Below are 16,892 nucleotides of genomic sequence, written 5' to 3' on the forward strand. Positions count from 1 at the left end.
CATTAAAATATAGGTGATGGGAATGGCAGAGTAAATTTGGTCACCTGATTAAAGGTGTTGGAGTGATATCGGCGAAGGCTTCGAGAGGCTGAGAAATCAGATAAGTGAGTAAGGCGTCGGTGGTCGCCTTTATGTTATGCCGTTGGCCGCTCGCTGCGGTTTAAAATGAACGGGATCACATCAACGCCAGAATGCGCTTTTTCTTTTCAGCATCCATTTTTATCCAGCCCAAAAGTAGCGATGCCAGGTCGTCATCTTCGGTATAGAAATACGCCAGGGGAACTTCAAGCACAGCAGAAAGCTGCTGCACAACTTCGATGTTTGCCTGATGGACGCCCTTTTCATACCGGTTAATGCGCGTGCTTGCGACAAACTCATCGATACCCGCAAGGATACCGAGACGTTTTTGAGATAACCCTTTCGCCAGACGTATTTCTTTAAGACGCCGACTAAAGATTTGATTATGAGTAGTAAGTTCGTTCATAGCTACGATAGTCGTAGTTATTGTACTTAGCGGATACTACGCAAAACGTAGCTTTATGATTTTCTCTCCTGCATACATGCTTATTTCACAAAAACTCGATCCTCTTTCCAGAGTTACGATAAACGTAGTTTTCAGTGTTCACCTTACGCTACGAATAACGTAGTCTTTTCTTCATAGATAGCTGACAAAAGGAAAAGCACATGAAAATGGACTGGCATAAAGCTGACATCATCGCGTCGTTAAGAAAGAAAGGGACTTCCCTTGCTGCGCTCTCCAGGGAGGCGGGATTGAGTTCTTCAACATTATCTAACGCGCTTGAGAGGCCGTGGCCTAAAGTAGAACTTATTATCGCTGAGGCGATTGGCGTTTCGCCGGAGGAGATCTGGCCGAGTCGATATTATAAGGATGGGGAGCTTGTGGATCGTCGGTTACTGATAAGGAAGAGAGTGGCGTAACCCCTGCCCGCGTACCATCCACTGAACCACCTCACAAATTCATCAATTCGATAGATTCACGGTTTACATCACCCTTCATTTGTTATGTGATCCTGTTACAGGTTTCGGTAGTTAGCTACCTCACCCACCGTAACAGGATTTCATTGATGGAATTTTACCAGGCTGACCCTACGCTGGAGAACTACTGGCGCGGGGTGATTCTTTTTGGAAAGAACGTCGCATCTAACACATTACGCCTTTCTTACATGCACCATTAAAATAATTAGTATTATCTGCCATTCGAAATCACAATATAATAAGTTTTAAAAATAAAAAATTAAAACCTCAAAAAAAATGTCACACTGCTAATCAAACATTTATATTGTCATATAAGGAATGAGAGCACCTTTGCTCTCAAGCTACACTCTGGAATAATTAAATTTTAAAGCTACTTATTCACTTTATTTTTGGAGAAGTTATTTCAACATACGTAGAAGCGAACCATTCAACAGGCTTGTTGTTTTTAAGATCTTCTCCATCAAAATTATCGTCAGGGGTTGATCTAAACGTAATGTAGTATACTCCTGTTTTTTTCAGCCCAACGATATAGCTAAGAGTTTTTTCTGCCCCGATCAATACGTGAGTTTTAGATAATGACTTACTTTTTGATTCAGGATCACCCTCTTTATCTCTTAAAACCGTATAAAGATTAGGCATGAAAGACTCAGATTGTTCAACCTTATCACCATTGGCGCTTACCTTATATATAATTACAGCACCTTTAGATGTGTCAAAAGACAACGGCCGCTTACCGTTATTTTTTATAGTTACATTAACAATCATCCCTAACTGAGTTTTTAAGGGAGTAACATTAATAGCAATACTACTAGAGTCTGTTCCCTTAATCTGTTCTTTAATTTGCTTTAATTCTTCGTTAGCTTTATTTAATTGGAGTTCCGCATTGCTAGCCATTTGCAATGCGTTAAAAGTGTACAAAGCCCACACGCCACCAATTATGATGGCAACTGAAATGACTACGTAATGGATACCAGATAAAAAATTATTCGATTTATCATGGTTATCCCACCATTTTTTTATGAACCCCATAATCACCTCTTAAATACCCTCAAAGTCATCTGGTTCTACATCGTCATCATAGCTTTTTTTCTGAGGATTTGCGGGTTTATTTTTTTTGTTTAGTTTTTGCGCGGGAACCTTTAATGCTAATCCGTGTTTCACTTCCTCAAAACTTTCATCATCTTTAACTTTATTAATTAACAAAGAAATAGAATCATAGTTATTTTCAAAAAATATCTCATCATTTTTATCTGCAAAAGTTGGCTGTATGTTAAACATCACTAAAAACGTGCAAACTACCAATAGACTTTTGGTACGACTTCCGGAAGTTTTTGCCCAAAGATCCCCTGGAGAAAGAAACACCTGCTGTGTCGTAACTGTAAATGATCTATATTTTCGTAGCTCTTTATATTTTTCTTCAAAAATAGTTAGGAGCTGTTTATCATCATTAAGATTACCACTATTAACAATCGTTTCAGCAATAGCCTCAATTTTATTTATAATAATAGAGTATTGAGCAATATCAAAATTGTTAATCCCATCTTTTTGTTCAATACGAGAGGAAATATAAGCCTCACCGTCTGAAATAAATGCAACAGACAGCCAGTGGTTTAATTCCTTCCAATGTTCATTCGCGGAAAAAACTGTTTGATTAGCTCTAAAGCTGTTATTAATAGCCAAAGGTAACTTTTCCCGAAACTGTACTTTACCCCATTCAACTTTTCTTCTAAGACTAAATTTAAGTATTTTTTCGTCTGTAGAACCATCAACATTCATTAGTGTTACACTATCAACATCCTTATAAGGATCTGATGTAATTTTACCGACAATGATTCTCTTTGCATCAAGGGTGATAATTATATCACCGATCGACATTTCATTAATAAAACGAAGAACTTGACCTGCTTTATTAGATGCAGATGCAAGTGATTCTTTTTTCTCAAGCAAAGTATTTTTGTAATTAAGGACTAGTTTAACTACTTCATCTTTATCGCTGAAAATTTGATCGTTGAAGTCCATGGCATCAATGTGACCTATTGCTGCGATGGAATTATGAACAAAGTGGTCGTAAAACATACCGCCATCACCAGAGCGAACAACCCAAAACTTTGAGTCCTTAGGAATATCTTGAATGTACATATCAAACCCTTGCTGTGTGTTTTAATGAACAAAACATCAAATTTGGTGTGGGCCACTTGTTGCCATGGATGAGAATTGCGAAAGGCATTGCTCCCCCAGCCCTTCCATCAGTTCTTCACATTGAGTGAGATAGGCAATGCCACTTGAGTGATTGCAGCCTCACTAAAACCTAGCTCGTTCAATGCCATACTGGCTCTGTAGTGCATCCCATGAATGATCAGTCTACCTTCTTAGCCTATACGCTTCAAAGCGGCATTCTCCGTTTGACGGTTCATAGGTTGCTTCGGATCACATCTACCAGTAAAAATGAATTTTTGATGGCTCCATGACTTGCAAATTATCTATAGCCCGTAGTGAATGATGAGCAAGTTGCTCTCGTTTGGATTTCATCCGCTCTGCAGGAATTGCCCAAGACTATGCACTGATACATTCTCAGACCAATGACCCCTCGAAACCTCAGAAGGACGCGAAAGGGTCGAAAGTTGCAAGCAATCAAACTGCATGTCATTACTAGAGATATACAACACAGGCAATATATTAAACATATGCCTTTCTTATAATTTCTTCATTTAACTTTTACGCAAGCTCTTAATTACATGAAAAAATTATTGGTAATACTAAATACAACCTTAGATCTTTACGAAAAAAATGACCTAATATTTCAGAAACAAAAAACCATAATAAATAAAAACACAATTATTATTTTATAATTTTAGCAAAATCATAAGGGGTTACATGTGAGTCGCGATTTACATCTAGATAATCAGCCCACCACTGCACCATCAAACGACGCTCATCCAAATGTTCAGAAGTATGAATATACGCCGCACGCACATTGTTACGTTCCGAGTGGCTTAACTGACGCTCTATCGCATCATCGCTCCATAAACCTGACTCTCCCATAGCACCACGCGCCATTGTTCTAAATCCATGCCCGCAAACTTCGGTTTTCGTGTCATAGCCCATCGCGCGCAATGCGCTATTTACCGTATTTTCACTCATAACTTTGGCCGCGTCGTGATCCCCTGGGAACAGCAGCTCTTTATCACCACTAATCTGCTTAAGCTGCCCTAACAAAATCATCGCCTGTCGACTGAGAGGAACGATATGCTCCTCTTTCATTTTCATGCCACGATACGAGTAACGCACACCTTTCATTTCTTCTCGTTTTGCATGTATACGCCAAAGAGATTTCTCGAAGTCGAATTTATCCCAACGTGCGAAACGTAACTCACTGGAGCGAACAAAAGTCAGTAAGGAAAGCTCAACCGCGATCCGTGTCACTACCCGGCCACGATATTCAGCAAGACGAGTAAGAAACTCAGGGAAGCGGCTAAAGGGTAAAGCGGGGTAATGTCGCGCTTTGGTTGTCGATAAAGCACCGGCCATGTCACTTGCTGGATTTGAGTCGATGTAATCGTTCTGTACGGCATACCGCATAATGGCCGTGACGCGCTGTTGCAGGCGCTGAGCGACGTCGTGCTTACCACTGGCATCAACTTTTTTAATCGGGGCTAAAAGGTGGCTGGTTTTGAGCTGACGAATGTCAGACGAACCGATGTGGGGGAAGATATAAAGCTCAAGATAGCGAAGAACGCGCGATCGATGGTCTTCACTCCATCGCTTATTACTGGCATGCCATTCACGAGCAATGGTTTCGAAAGTGTATGCACCCGAATTCTCGGCCTGAGCTTCTTTCTGTTCGGCTTTTGGGTCAATGCCCTGCACTAACAGCTTTTTAGCTTCTTCACGCTTTGTTCTTGCCTGAGCAAGCGTGACTGTAGGCCAAACACCAAAAGCGAGGCGATCCTCTTTTTTGTCAGAGGGACGTCTGTATTTCATGCGCCAGTATTTAGAACCCTTGGCCGAAACCTCGAGATACAAACCGCCGCCATCGGCCATTTTGTAGGTTTTTTCTTTTGGCTTTGCGGTCTCGACCTGTCTGGCGTTGAGCTTCATTTGGGGGCACATTTCTAATCGAAGTTAAGATGCCCCCAATAACATCCGGATTTCAACGGACTACCTCGGACGACTCAGGACATAAAAAACGCTGCAAGCATTGATTTTGAAGGGTTTGGTGGACTTTCTCGGATGGTCTTGGAAGTACTAATGGTGCCGAAGGCCGGACTCGAACCGGCACGTATTTCTACGGTTGATTTTGAATCAACTGCGTCTACCGATTTCGCCACTTCGGCACTGAAGGGGATGCGGAAACGTTGTGGATTATACCTGTCGCGCGCCGCCATGCAAGCGGCGACGCGCTAAACCGCGCTAAGTGCCCAAAAAACCAGCGCCCCTCTCAATCCAGTTCCGTAACCGCCAGCCGAATCACCCTCGCCGCCTTCTGCTCCGGCAGCGCAAGCACCTTGGCCCACATCGCCTGCACCAACTCGCAGGTGAGCTTCTCTTTGCCCACGGCGTTCTCCGGCATTACCAGCAGCTGGATCGCCACCCCGTACTGGCTGGCGAGGTCCTGCATAATCGGGCGCACATCCTCCACGGCGGCGGCGTGTTCTTCCGGGGTCACGGTGTGGCGATCTTTACCCCAGCCCGCGCGCATCATGTCGGCGTCGGCCTGCAGGCGGCGCTGCATCATATTTTTATCCAGCACCCGCATCGGGTTGACGCCGCCCTTCACGGCCGGAAATAAGAAGCGGAAACAGGCATCGTCACTCACCTTCTGAATGGCGGCGGTCTGCTCCATGTTGATGGTCATCCAGGCCACCGCATTGGCATCGGGGGCATATTGCAGGCGCGACATCTGCAGCTCGAGGATCTGCGGCTGGACCACGTCGATGATCTCCTGCTCAGACTCCCCCGCTTTGTGCATGGTGAGGATCTGCTCGCGGATGCGTGTCACAAATCGGGGGTCCTGCTCCTTCAGCACCTGCCAGAAGGGCATGGCGTTGAGGACGGTATCAAGTCGATGTTCGGGGGTGTTCTGCAGGCGCTGCTTGTCGTAATAAACCCAGAAGGCCACTGCTGCGGAGATAACCGCTACCACTGCTATACGAGTCCACGCTCTTCTCATCGTTACGCATCCTTGTTCCTTTAGCTATGCCGGTTTACACCGGCACGCCGCTATGGAAGCGAAACGTATTGTCCGGTGATGAGATCAGTGTGGCTTCTATTTCGCCAAAAAGCTGTATGCGGGGAGAGATATCGTCATCGCTGACCTGTTGGGCAAGCGTCAGATAGTCCTGATAGTGCCGCGCCTCGGAGCGCAATAAGGATAAATAAAACTTCCGCAACTCCTCGTCGAGGAACGGCGCCAGCGCGGCGAAGCGTTCACAGGAGCGCGCTTCTATATAGGCGCCGCAAATCAGCTTGTCGATCAGCGTCAGCGGCTCGTGGGTGCGCACGGCGGACAGCATCCCTTTGGCGTAGCGGCTGGCGGTGATTTTGACGTAGGGGATGTTGCGGGAGAGCATTGCCTCGCGCACCTGCCAGAAGTGGTGCAGCTCCTCTTTAATCAGCAGCACCATGCTGTCGATGAGCGCCTGGCCCCAGGGGTCGTCGGTCTTTGGCATCACGCTTTTGCCAATCTGCTTATGCAGGGCGACAAAATCCGGTTCCGGGCCTTCGCGGAAGGTAAAGGCTTCATAGGGCTTGAGCCACTCCAACAGGGCGTCGGCACCGCTCTCGTCGGCAACGTATTTTCGCACTAATAGCAGCGCGGTCTGTGCAGCTTTAAGTTCGCACACCATATGGTCGGTGAGCAGCAGCGGCAGGTTCGCCGGGTCGCGGGCTTTATCAATCCATGCTTGCGGGGTCGGGCACTGGAGGAAGTTGAGAACAGGGGCGAGTATCTGCGGGTAATCCATTGTTATTCCTGAAACACAGCGGCAGCCGAAGCTGCCGCAAATCATACTTAGTGACGCACGCCGTTATCGTCTTCGTCGAAATCTTCGTCGTCTTCTTCGTCACCCTCTTCGCCGTTCGGATCTTCGAAGTAGGTGCCCCAGCCGTCGTATTCCACTTCAAAACGTTCAGCCAGGTCCATCAGCTGTTCAACCTGGGCGTCGATCAGCTCTGCCTTCAGCGCGCCTTCGCTCAGGATATCGCAGCAGATAACGGTGTCGCCCTCTTCCACTTCCAGCTCTTCTGGCTCTGTCACTTCGTAACCCAGACGGAACGCTTCAACCGCCAGCTTTTCCAGCGCTTCGAAATCATCCGCAGAGAAATGGTGCTCGATGGTGTACAGCGCATCCGGATCGCTGCCGTCTTCCAGCAGTTCTTCAATAATCAGTCGCGTCTCTTCGCGCTGTTCTTCCAGCAGTTCTGGGTTTGCCATGGCTCGTTCCTCTTTAAAGTGCGGCAGATACTTCTATTTTCACACACGGATGTGTTTGCCTCCACCTTTGTAAGAAAGATTTGTGAAACAGGCTTGCAACTGCATATTGATACATATAAATTGAATTTTAATTCAAAAAGTGGCCTTTGCCATGTGAGGATAAAATGTCTGAACTGTATAAAAAACACTTCCTGAAATTGCTCGATTTTACCCCTGCACAGCTTAACTCCCTGCTTGCCCTGTCGGCACAATTGAAGTCCGATAAGAAAAAAGGGATTGAAGTACAGAAGCTTACTGGCAAAAACATCGCGCTCATCTTCGAAAAAGACTCAACCCGTACCCGATGCTCTTTCGAAGTTGCCGCATTTGACCAGGGCGCTCGCGTCACTTATCTCGGGCCGAGCGGCAGCCAGATTGGGCATAAAGAATCAATTAAGGATACCGCCCGCGTGCTGGGGCGGATGTACGACGGCATTCAGTATCGCGGTCATGGCCAGATTGTTGTCGAAACCCTGGCGGAATTTGCCGGCGTGCCGGTGTGGAACGGGCTGACCAACGAGTTCCATCCGACCCAGCTGCTGGCGGACCTGCTCACCATGCAGGAGCATCTCCCGGGTAAGGCGTTTAACGAGATGGTGCTGGTCTATACCGGCGATGCGCGCAACAACATGGGTAACTCGATGCTGGAAGCGGCGGCGCTCACCGGGCTGGATCTGCGTCTGGTGGCCCCGAAAGCCTGCTGGCCGGAAGAGAGCCTGGTGGCGGAGTGCAGCGCGCTGGCAGAGAAGAACGGCGGCAAAATCACCCTCACCGAAGATGTCGCCGCGGGCGTGAAGGGCGCGGACTTTATCTATACCGACGTGTGGGTGTCGATGGGCGAAGCCAAAGAGAAGTGGGCGGAGCGGATTGCGCTGCTGCGTGGTTATCAGGTGAATAGCCAGATGCTGGCGCTGACCGGTAACCCGGACGTGAAGTTCCTGCACTGTCTGCCGGCGTTCCACGATGACCAGACCACCCTGGGTCAGCAGATGGCGAAGGAGTTCGATCTGCACGGCGGGATGGAAGTGACGGACGAGGTATTTGAGTCGGCGGCGAGTATTGTATTTGACCAGGCCGAGAACCGGATGCACACCATTAAAGCGGTGATGGTCGCCACGCTGGGTGAATAATCTCTGCGTTTAAAATGACGGGAGGGTTGGCGCCCTCCTGATATATATATATTATCCGTTCGGGATATTAATTATTTGCCGCTACCCGCGTCTTGCCGTAGGGGCACTTTTTAAAAATACATTTTGCCGTAGCAGTGCACGTCTTGCTGTCAGGCTCGCGATGGCCGGGGCAGCTGGACATGTTGTGCATCACGCGCCACAGGGTGGGACTGTATTTGTCGATCTGCAAAATATTGATATCGCATAGCTCGTCATTGACGAATAAACGGTTGTAACACACTTCTATTTTGTCGCCGGGTTTAAATAGCTGCTCGCCGTTATACCACAGAATATATTTATGATTATGCTGAGTAAGAATTTTGGAAAATAACGTTCCAGTCGCCGGACTGGCAATTGTACCCAAAGAGATCCATGTTTTCGAAGCAGTCATAAAATACCTTTTAAACGAGCCATGCAAAATGCGGAAAGCCATACGGTTAATGAGTGTAAAAGAACAATTACCCTATGAGTAATAGGCACAGCCTATCTTTTTAATTGCAATCCATAAGCATTAGATATGACTTAAGTCAAATTTTACAGCCATGCTCGTCAGGGCCGTTATTGCGATCGGCCGGGGCCGCGCCTCCCGGGTCGATTGATTTTTCAGCGCAAACAGGGTAGGTTTTGGCCTTAATTCCAGCGCGGATGTGCCGATCTTATGCCTATTATTCAATCTGTTGAACGTGCCTTGCAGATCCTCGATCTGTTTAACGAGCAGGCGACGGAACTCAAAATCACCGACATCAGTAAACAGATGGGCCTGAGCAAGAGCACGATCCACTCGCTGCTTAAAACCCTGCAGCTGCACGGCTATATCGATCAGAATCCGGAGAACGGCAAATATCGCCCGGGCATGAAGCTGGTCGAGCGCGGTCACTTTGTGGTGAGCACCATGGATATTCGCCAGAAGGCGAAGCACTGGCTGACGGCGCTGTCGGAGCGCACCGGGCAGACCACCCATCTGGGCATTCTGGACGGGCGCGAAGGGGTTTATATCGAGAAGATTGAAGGCAAGCTGGCGGCCATCGCCTACTCGCGCATTGGCCGTCGCCTGCCGGTGCACGCCACCGCCATCGGCAAGGTGCTGATCGCCTGGCTGAGCGACGCCGAGCTGAACACCCTGCTGGAGGGTTATCAGTACACCACCTTTACTCCCGCGACTCTGGCGTCACGCGAGGCGCTACTCGCCGCGCTGGCGCAAACCCGCGAGCAGGGTTATGCCCTCGACAGCGAAGAGAACGAGCAGGGGGTGCGCTGCGTGTCGGTTCCGGTGCGCAACCATGAATCCCGGGTGATCGCCGCCCTGAGCCTGTCGACCCTGACCTCGCGTGTTGATGATGCCGAACTGACCCAGTTCCGCGAGCAGTTGCAGGAGGCCGGGCGCCAGCTCTCACGCGCCCTGGGCTACCCGGCCTGAGCCGTTATACCGGCTCGTAGGTGAAGTAATCAAAATCAGCGTGGCAGCCGTCACCGCTGATGTCCTCGCAGTGCAGCCCCACAAAGGCGCCGGTAAAGAAGCCGCGCCCGCCGATATAATCATCCGACAGTTTCCACGCCTCATACGTGACGGGCACGGTGTGCCACTGCTCCCCGTCAAAGGAGTAACTGTAGCGATAGACCAGCTTATCCACCTCCACGCGCAGCCAGATGCTCTGCGCCTCATCCGGCACCGGGATGGGCTGTTCGTGCAGTGGCCACGACGGCACGTTGTGGTCAAGCTGGATCACCTTGATGGTTCTGCCCTGCCCCTCCTCGAAATCGACAAAGCAATAGCTCCAGTTTTTGCTGTTGTAGTAGCAGGTCAGGCCCGCGCTCTGCTGGAAGTGACGCGGGGCGAACTCCATCCGCGTTTCGGCGCGGAAGGTGAAGTGCTGCCAGCGGCGCGCCACGGTGGACTGGGTGAAGGTCGAGTTGAGGGAGTCGTTGCCGTACAGGCGTAAAAAGCCTTTACGCGCCCGCAGGGAGCCGAGGCTATCGTCGAACGGAATGCGCAGGGTCTGTAACTCCGGATCGAGGCGCTCGCCGTCGAAATCATCCCGCCAGTCGGGCTGAGCCACGCCCGGACTCTCGGCCATCTGCGGGCCTGGCACCGTCAGTTGGGCGTGTTTACCCCCTTCCACGTACGGCCAGCCGTCGCGCCATTCGATGCGTGCGATGCCTGTCTCACGCCCCAGGGAGCAGTATCCGCGTCCGCCGGCTCCCAGCAGCGGAATGCCCGGCAGACGCTGCGGACGGCTGGTGAGCCAGGCCATATACCACTCCCCGGTGTGGGTCTGGAGCAGCGAGCCGTGCCCGCTTTTTTGCAGCGGGTTCTCCGGCAGATGCCAGCTGGTCATCATCGTCACCTCCGGGTGCAGCTCGTACGGGCCGTCCAGCGTTTTTGCCCGCAGCACCACCACCGCGTGTTCGTAGCTGGTGCCCCCTTCGGCGACCATCAGATAGTACCAGCCCTCTTTACGGTAAATGTGCGCCCCTTCGGTGTAGCACAGCGGCGTACCGGTAAAGAGGGTTTTACGCTCCGGCGACAGGGTGCAGGTCTGCGGATCATATTCCTGCATCACGATGGTGTTGTGCGGATTGCTGTGATGCCGCGGCCCCCACGGGCGGTAGATGTAGTATTTGCGGCCATCGTCGTCGTGGAACAGGGAGGGATCGAACCCGCCGTTGCCCATCGGGATCGGCTCGCTCCACGGGCCTTCGATGGAGGGGGCGGTCACCAGGAAGTTACGCCCGTTTTTCCACGGCGAATCGACAATTTTCACATCGGTGTAGAGCAGCCAGAACTGCCCGTCGGCGTAACTCAGGCACGGCGCCCAGATGCCGCCGGAATCGGGGTTGCCCTTCATATCCAGCATCGACACGCGATCCAGCGGGGTGCTCACCAGCCGCCAGTTTTTCAGGTCGCGGGAGTGGTAGATACGCACTCCCGGGAACCACTCAAAGGTCGAGGTGGCGATGTAGTAATCCTCGCCCTGACGGCACATCGACGGGTCCGGGTTGAAGCCGGTCAGAATCGGGTTAGTTATGGTGTACATAGTGCCTCCTTCTTAATGAGATGGTGCCGTCGCCGCGTCGGGAATCGCCTCGCCCTGCGCCGCGCGATGCCTGAGCAACTGCTGGCTGATGGCCTCCACTCGCGCATCCGAGAGCTTATAGAACGACAGCATGGTAAACATGCCCACGTAGAGCACCACCGGCACCACGCAGAACAGAATTTTGATGGTGGTTAACACCTCAACCGGCTGGACGCTGTTACCGGCGGAGTAGTTGACGTACGCCAGGATCCAGCCCACCACCGCGCCACCAATCGCCAGGCCAATCTTCAGGCTGAACAGGTAGGTCGAGAACACCAGCCCGTCCAGACGGCGACCGCTGCGGCTCTCTTCGTAATCCACCACGTCGGAGGCCATCAGCCACTGCAGCGGCGTGGTGGTGTTAAAGACGAACAGGAACAGAATATTGAGGGCGAAAATCAGGGCCATATGTTCGGCCGGGGTGAAGAAAATCAGCAGGCTGATCAGGGAGTAGATAACGATAATCCACTTGAAGGCCTTCACCCGGTCGAAACGCCCCAGCAGACGGGAGGAGCAGAGCGAGCCAAACATGGTGGCAATGCTGCCGTACAGCAGGAACTGGGTCGCCATCTCCGGATGGTCCATCACGTATTTCACGAAGTAGAGCGTTGCCCCGCCGCGCACCACGTTGGAACAGGTGGCCATCATCTTGAAGGCGCACATGATCCGCCACTGGCTGTTGCCGAGCAGCAGCTTGAGATCTTTTGCTACCGACGATCCCGGCTGCACCTCAAAGGTGTAGCGCTCTTTGGTGGTGAAGAAGCAGACGTACAGCAGCACCACGCCGCTCAGCCCCAGCACGCACATCGCGCCAAAGTAGCCGAGCTGTTCGTTGCCTTTACCGATGATCCCCACCAGAGGCAGAGCAATACCGCTGATCGCCAGCGATCCCGCCGCGGCGAGGAAGAAGCGCCACGACTGCAGGGCATGACGCTCTTTCGGATCGGCGGTGATCACCCCCGGCATGGCGCAATAGGGCACGTTCACGAAGGTGTAGACCAGGGTCAGCAGGATGTAGGTGACGCAGGCGTAGATAATTTTGCCGTTGGCGGAGAAATCCGGGGTGTAGAAGGTCAGCATGCAGACGATGCCAAACGGGATCGCCCCCCACAGCAGGAACGGGCGGAACTGGCCGTGACGGGTGCGGGTGCGGTCCACCAGCAGCCCCATCAGCGGGTCGGTCACCGCATCCAGCACGCGAGAGACTAAAAACAGCGTCCCCATGATGCCCGCGGAGAGGCCAAACACATCGGTATAGAAATAGGCCAGCAGGAACATGGTCGCCTGCCAGACAAAGCCGCAGGCGGTGTCACCCAGCCCGTAGCCAATTTTATCTTTCATGGTTAATTGCATCATCAGATATACACCCTTATTTCGTGTGCTGAATGACAACATCGTGTTAATGGAGTGTAATAAGCTGTTCAATTAACCAGCAATGGTCATATCTTGTTTCTGAATTATGTAATTTTGCTTTTGTGATGCCACGCGATATATTTTAACTGATTGTTTATATTGATAAATTACAGAAACGAAAAAGCCGTCCGCGGAATATTTCCCGCAAACGGTTTTATTCTAAAAAATAATTAAATGCCGAGCGCTTTTTTACCGGCGTTAATTACCTCGATAATTTTATCGGTATCGTAAATACAGCCTTTCCAGGTCCCGCCGCTTACCGACTGTAATGCTGCCCACAGCCGCGTATCGTCGGGTAAAAAATCATGGGCGTGCAGTTCCGGGTGTGGCTGACGACGCGCCAGCTCCATCGCCCCCTCTTCCGGGGTGAGCGGTGCCAGTGGTGTGCCGATAAAGTTGACGCTGCCGGTCAGGGAGAGGCGATCCACCGCGATCTCGATGATGTCATTATCGCGCAGCTTGCCAATCGGCCCGCCCGCCAGCGCTTCGGGGGCGACATGGCCAAAACAGGCCCCGGTGGAGACGCCCGAGAAGCGGGCATCGGTGATCAGCGATACGGTTTTACCCCAGGAGACATGCTTGAGCGCCGAGGTCAGCTGATAGGTCTCTTCCATTCCGGTGCCGGACGGCCCACCGCCGATCACCACCATGATATCGCCCTGCTCGATCTCGCCGCTTTTGATCGCCTTGATCGCCCGGGCTTCCGAGACAAATACCCGTGCCCGGCCGGTATGGCGGTAAACGCCATCCTCACCCAGCACCGACGGGTCGATGGCCGTGGCCTTGATCACCGATCCTTCCGGGGCGATGTTGCCCACCGGGAAGGCCACCGTGGAGGTGAGCCCGCGAGCTTTGGCGCGTTCCGGGGGCAGGATCACGTCGTCTGGCTCCACGCCGTCCTGCTCCCGCAGGCACTGGCGGAAGCGCTCCCGCCGCTCAGAAGCCTGCCACCAGTCGAGATTCTCCCCGACGGTCTGGCCGGTAACGGTCATGGCATCCAGATGCAGCAGACCGAGGTCGCGCAGATGGAGCATCACCTCCGGCACGCCGCCCGCAAGGAACGCCCGCACCGTCGGGTGATAATCCGGCCCGTTGGGCAATACGCTCACCAGCCGCGGCACCTTGCGGTTGATGCGCGTCCAGTGGTCGACGTCCGGGATTGTGCAGCCCGCCGCATGGGCGATGGCCGGGATGTGCAGCAGCAGATTGGTGGAGCCGCCGAACGCGGCGTGGATCACCATCGCGTTCTCAATGGCTTTGTCGGTGAGGATATCGCGGGTGGTAATGCCGCGGTTATCCAGTTCAAAGACCGCCCGCGCGGACTGGCGGGAAATCTCCAGCCATACGTCCTGCCCCGAGGGAGCCAGCGCCGAATGCGGCAGCGCCAGACCTAAGGCTTCGGCCACCACCTGGGAAGTGCCTGCGGTACCGAGGAACTGGCAGCCACCGCCCGGGGAGGCGCAGGCCCGACAGCCCAGCTCGGCGGCCTCCTGCAAGGAGAGTTCATGGTTGGCGTAACGCGCCCCGATGGTCTGGACCTTCCCGGCATCCTCGCCGAAAGTTGGCGGCAGCGTGGCGCCACCCGGCACCAGAATGGTCGGCAGGTTGTGCATCGCCGCCAGCGCAATCATGGTGGCGGGCAGGCCTTTGTCGCAGGTGGCGACGCCAATCACTGCCCGACGCGTGGGCAGGGAGCGGATCAGCCGACGAAAGACGATGGCCGCGTCGTTGCGGTACGGCAGGGAATCAAACATGCCGTGCGTGCCCTGGGAGCGACCGTCGCACGGGTCGCTGACAAAGGCCGCAAAGGGGATCCCGCCGTTACGGGTGATCTCTTTTGCCGCGGCCTGCATCTGGAGACCAATCTCCCAGTGTCCGGTGTGGTAACCCAGCGCCACCGGGCGGCCATCGCCCGCGCGGATCCCGCCCTGGGTGCCGATAATCAGCACCTCTTTGCCGGTGAGCTTATTGGCATCCCAGCCCATCCCGGCGTTCTGGGTCATACCAAACAGGTTGCCGCTCGGGGATTCCATCAGCATCTGCGGGGTCAGGGGCAGCGCCCCCTGTGGCCCGGCGGCGTGGGTGATCACCGAATAAAAGGCATCATCCTGCGGGGTAAAAATCGTTTCTATCGACATCGTGACCTTCCGGTTCAGCAGAGCTTGAGCTGTTGCAGCAGCGCTTTCAGCTGCGCCTTGCGCGGTTCATCCAGCGGCCCGGCAGGCGGCAGCACGTGGGTGGAGACCGGACGCACGCAGAGCGCAATCGCCTCTTTAATCACGTTCACAAACGGGGCATCCAACTGATACATCTGCGGGATTTGCAGCATGGTCTGATGATAGTGCGCCGCCTGCGCCAGGTCGCCGTCGCGGAAGGCCTGCAGCAGATTCACGGAGATCTGCGGGGCAAAGTTGCCGCTGGCCGAGATCGCTCCGTCGCCGCCCAGCAGCAGGGTATTGAACAGGTGATCATCATAGCCGCACAGCACCACAAAGTCCGGGTGCGCCGCTTTAACGGTGAGGATCATGCTGCGCAGATGGGCCACCGAATCAATGGTGTCTTTAATGCCGACAATATTGCGGCGGGAGTCCACCAGGGTTTTCACCAGCGCCGGGGTCAGATCCTGCCCGGTCAGCGCCGGGAAGTTATAGAGGATCACCGGCAGGGTGACGCTGTCGGCCACCTGCTCGAAGTAGCGGATCAGGTTCGCTTCCGAGACTTTCCAGTAGTAAGGGTTAATCACCACGATGCCATCCGCACCCGCGTTTTGGGCGTGCTGGCTGAGCTCGATGGTTTCCCGGGCGTTGGTGCCTCCGGTGCCGATCAGCACCGGTACGCGGCGATCCACATGGGCAATCGCGAATTCGGCAATGGCTTTACGCTCGTCGGTGTTGAGCTGGGAAAACTCGCCCCCGCTGCCGAGAAAGAACAGGCCATTGACGCCGGCGTCGATCATGCTGTCGATTAACGCGGCGGTACCGGCTTTATCCAGGGCACCGTCGGCGCTGAAGAGTGTGGAGACGGGAGGAATAATCCCCGAGAACTGTACGGTCTGCTGCATGCGATCTCCTTGCTGACTCATTTTGTTCTACATTATAGAACAGCGTTCGTTTATTTAACGATCATACTATGACGCAGAAAAAGCGCAGGTAAATGAGAGGAGAACAGGGAGTGCGGGAAATTTAAGCTGGATCACAATTATTTCCCCTCACCCCGGCCCTCTCTCCAAAGGGGCGAGGGGGAAAAGACCGCACCGTGCAGTCCCCTCTCCCCTCCGGGGAGAGGGTTAGGGTGAGGGGGAAGGTATTACCCTACCAGCATCTTAACTACCACCTTGCGCACCTGCGCCGGGGTGCCTACTGCGCACAGCGGTTTGTGGACTTCGCCCGGGTAAAACACCACAAAGTCGCCTTCGTTCAGCACCACGGTTTTCTCCTGCTCGCCGCTCGGCAGAAACGCGATATCTTTATCCGCCAACCAGTCGGTGTCCGGCGTGCCGTTTGGCAGGGTGCTGAAGGTCATCCCTTCCTGGCCTTTCAGCACGATCTGGATATCCAGATAACGGGCGTGATACTCCGCGCGGCGCTCTTCGAACGGCTGGGTCATGTCCTCAGAAACCAGGAAGAACAGATTGTTACCATCGATGTCGTGCTTACCGGTTGGGGTCGCGTCTGATACATGCGCTTTAACGTGCTCAATCGCCTGACGCAGCTCTTGCGGTAGCCAGGACTGGAGGTTGTGAATGTTGCCTACGATCATGGTGAAATC

General features: G+C 53.0%; 16 protein-coding genes and 1 tRNA gene. 3 read left to right on the forward strand and 14 right to left on the reverse strand.

Going from position 1 to position 16,892, the window contains the following annotated elements; genetic code table 11:
- Window positions 1–175 precede the first annotated feature (175 nt).
- Window positions 176–484, reverse strand: coding sequence for a helix-turn-helix domain-containing protein (locus LG383_RS16525; protein ID WP_225759709.1), 309 nt, complete (start codon window positions 482–484; stop codon window positions 176–178).
- Window positions 485–684: 200 nt separating this feature from the next.
- Between LG383_RS16525 and LG383_RS16530 the strand changes: the two genes are divergently transcribed.
- Window positions 685–939, forward strand: coding sequence for a helix-turn-helix transcriptional regulator (locus LG383_RS16530; RefSeq protein WP_225759710.1), 255 nt, complete (start codon window positions 685–687; stop codon window positions 937–939).
- A gap of 435 nt (window positions 940–1,374) precedes the next feature.
- Here the strand turns inward: LG383_RS16530 and LG383_RS16535 are convergent, their stop codons facing one another.
- The 7 genes from LG383_RS16535 to rraB form a co-directional block, all read right to left on the reverse strand.
- A complete protein-coding gene (locus LG383_RS16535) occupies window positions 1,375–2,025 on the reverse strand; it encodes a hypothetical protein (protein WP_225759711.1) in 651 nt (216 codons plus the stop codon).
- Window positions 2,026–2,034: 9 nt separating this feature from the next.
- Entirely contained in the window at window positions 2,035–3,135 is a 1,101-nt protein-coding gene (locus LG383_RS16540; RefSeq protein WP_225759712.1) for a hypothetical protein, read from the reverse strand.
- Window positions 3,136–3,834: 699 nt separating this feature from the next.
- Window positions 3,835–5,094, reverse strand: a complete 1,260-nt coding sequence (locus tag LG383_RS16545) for an integrase arm-type DNA-binding domain-containing protein (RefSeq protein WP_225759713.1) — start codon at window positions 5,092–5,094, stop codon at window positions 3,835–3,837.
- A gap of 151 nt (window positions 5,095–5,245) precedes the next feature.
- Window positions 5,246–5,330 (reverse strand) — tRNA-Leu (locus LG383_RS16550).
- 104 nt (window positions 5,331–5,434) lie between these two features.
- Entirely contained in the window at window positions 5,435–6,166 is a 732-nt protein-coding gene (locus tag LG383_RS16555) for a topoisomerase II (protein ID WP_225759714.1), read from the reverse strand.
- A 34-nt stretch (window positions 6,167–6,200) separates the two neighbouring features.
- Window positions 6,201–7,004, reverse strand: a complete 804-nt coding sequence (gene miaE, locus LG383_RS16560) for a tRNA isopentenyl-2-thiomethyl-A-37 hydroxylase MiaE (protein ID WP_370635170.1) — start codon at window positions 7,002–7,004, stop codon at window positions 6,201–6,203.
- 2 nt (window positions 7,005–7,006) lie between these two features.
- Complete coding sequence (gene rraB / locus LG383_RS16565) at window positions 7,007–7,429, reverse strand: ribonuclease E inhibitor RraB (protein WP_166181443.1); 423 nt, start codon at window positions 7,427–7,429, stop codon at window positions 7,007–7,009.
- Window positions 7,430–7,593: 164 nt separating this feature from the next.
- Between rraB and argF the strand changes: the two genes are divergently transcribed.
- Window positions 7,594–8,598, forward strand: a complete 1,005-nt coding sequence (gene argF / locus LG383_RS16570) for an ornithine carbamoyltransferase (RefSeq protein ID WP_225759716.1) — start codon at window positions 7,594–7,596, stop codon at window positions 8,596–8,598.
- A gap of 67 nt (window positions 8,599–8,665) precedes the next feature.
- Here the strand turns inward: argF and LG383_RS16575 are convergent, their stop codons facing one another.
- On the reverse strand, window positions 8,666–9,028 hold the full coding sequence (locus tag LG383_RS16575) for a hypothetical protein (protein WP_225759717.1): 363 nt from the start codon (window positions 9,026–9,028) through the stop codon (window positions 8,666–8,668).
- Window positions 9,029–9,295: 267 nt separating this feature from the next.
- On the opposite strand from LG383_RS16575, the gene LG383_RS16580 reads away from it, so the two are divergent.
- On the forward strand, window positions 9,296–10,054 hold the full coding sequence (locus LG383_RS16580) for an IclR family transcriptional regulator (RefSeq protein ID WP_225759718.1): 759 nt from the start codon (window positions 9,296–9,298) through the stop codon (window positions 10,052–10,054).
- Window positions 10,055–10,058: 4 nt separating this feature from the next.
- Here the strand turns inward: LG383_RS16580 and LG383_RS16585 are convergent, their stop codons facing one another.
- From LG383_RS16585 to LG383_RS16605, 5 genes are all read right to left on the reverse strand, one after another.
- Window positions 10,059–11,672, reverse strand: a complete 1,614-nt coding sequence (locus LG383_RS16585) for a glycoside hydrolase family 43 protein (RefSeq protein WP_225759719.1) — start codon at window positions 11,670–11,672, stop codon at window positions 10,059–10,061.
- Between the two features lie 12 nt (window positions 11,673–11,684).
- Window positions 11,685–13,067 carry an MFS transporter gene (locus LG383_RS16590; protein ID WP_225759720.1) on the reverse strand — a complete coding sequence of 461 codons (1,383 nt, stop codon included), beginning with the start codon at window positions 13,065–13,067 and terminating at the stop codon, window positions 11,685–11,687.
- Between the two features lie 227 nt (window positions 13,068–13,294).
- Complete coding sequence (gene yagF / locus LG383_RS16595; RefSeq protein ID WP_225759721.1) at window positions 13,295–15,262, reverse strand: xylonate dehydratase YagF; 1,968 nt, start codon at window positions 15,260–15,262, stop codon at window positions 13,295–13,297.
- Window positions 15,263–15,276: 14 nt separating this feature from the next.
- Window positions 15,277–16,185, reverse strand: a complete 909-nt coding sequence (locus tag LG383_RS16600; protein ID WP_225759722.1) for a dihydrodipicolinate synthase family protein — start codon at window positions 16,183–16,185, stop codon at window positions 15,277–15,279.
- Window positions 16,186–16,430: 245 nt separating this feature from the next.
- Window positions 16,431–16,883 (reverse strand): YhcH/YjgK/YiaL family protein, encoded by a 453-nt coding sequence (locus LG383_RS16605; protein WP_106994114.1) that lies wholly within the window; start codon window positions 16,881–16,883, stop codon window positions 16,431–16,433.
- Window positions 16,884–16,892 lie beyond the last annotated feature (9 nt).

It is taken from the genome of Leclercia sp. Marseille-Q4284, from assembly GCF_916618945.1.
GTDB classification, from domain to species: domain Bacteria; phylum Pseudomonadota; class Gammaproteobacteria; order Enterobacterales; family Enterobacteriaceae; genus Enterobacter; species Enterobacter tamurae.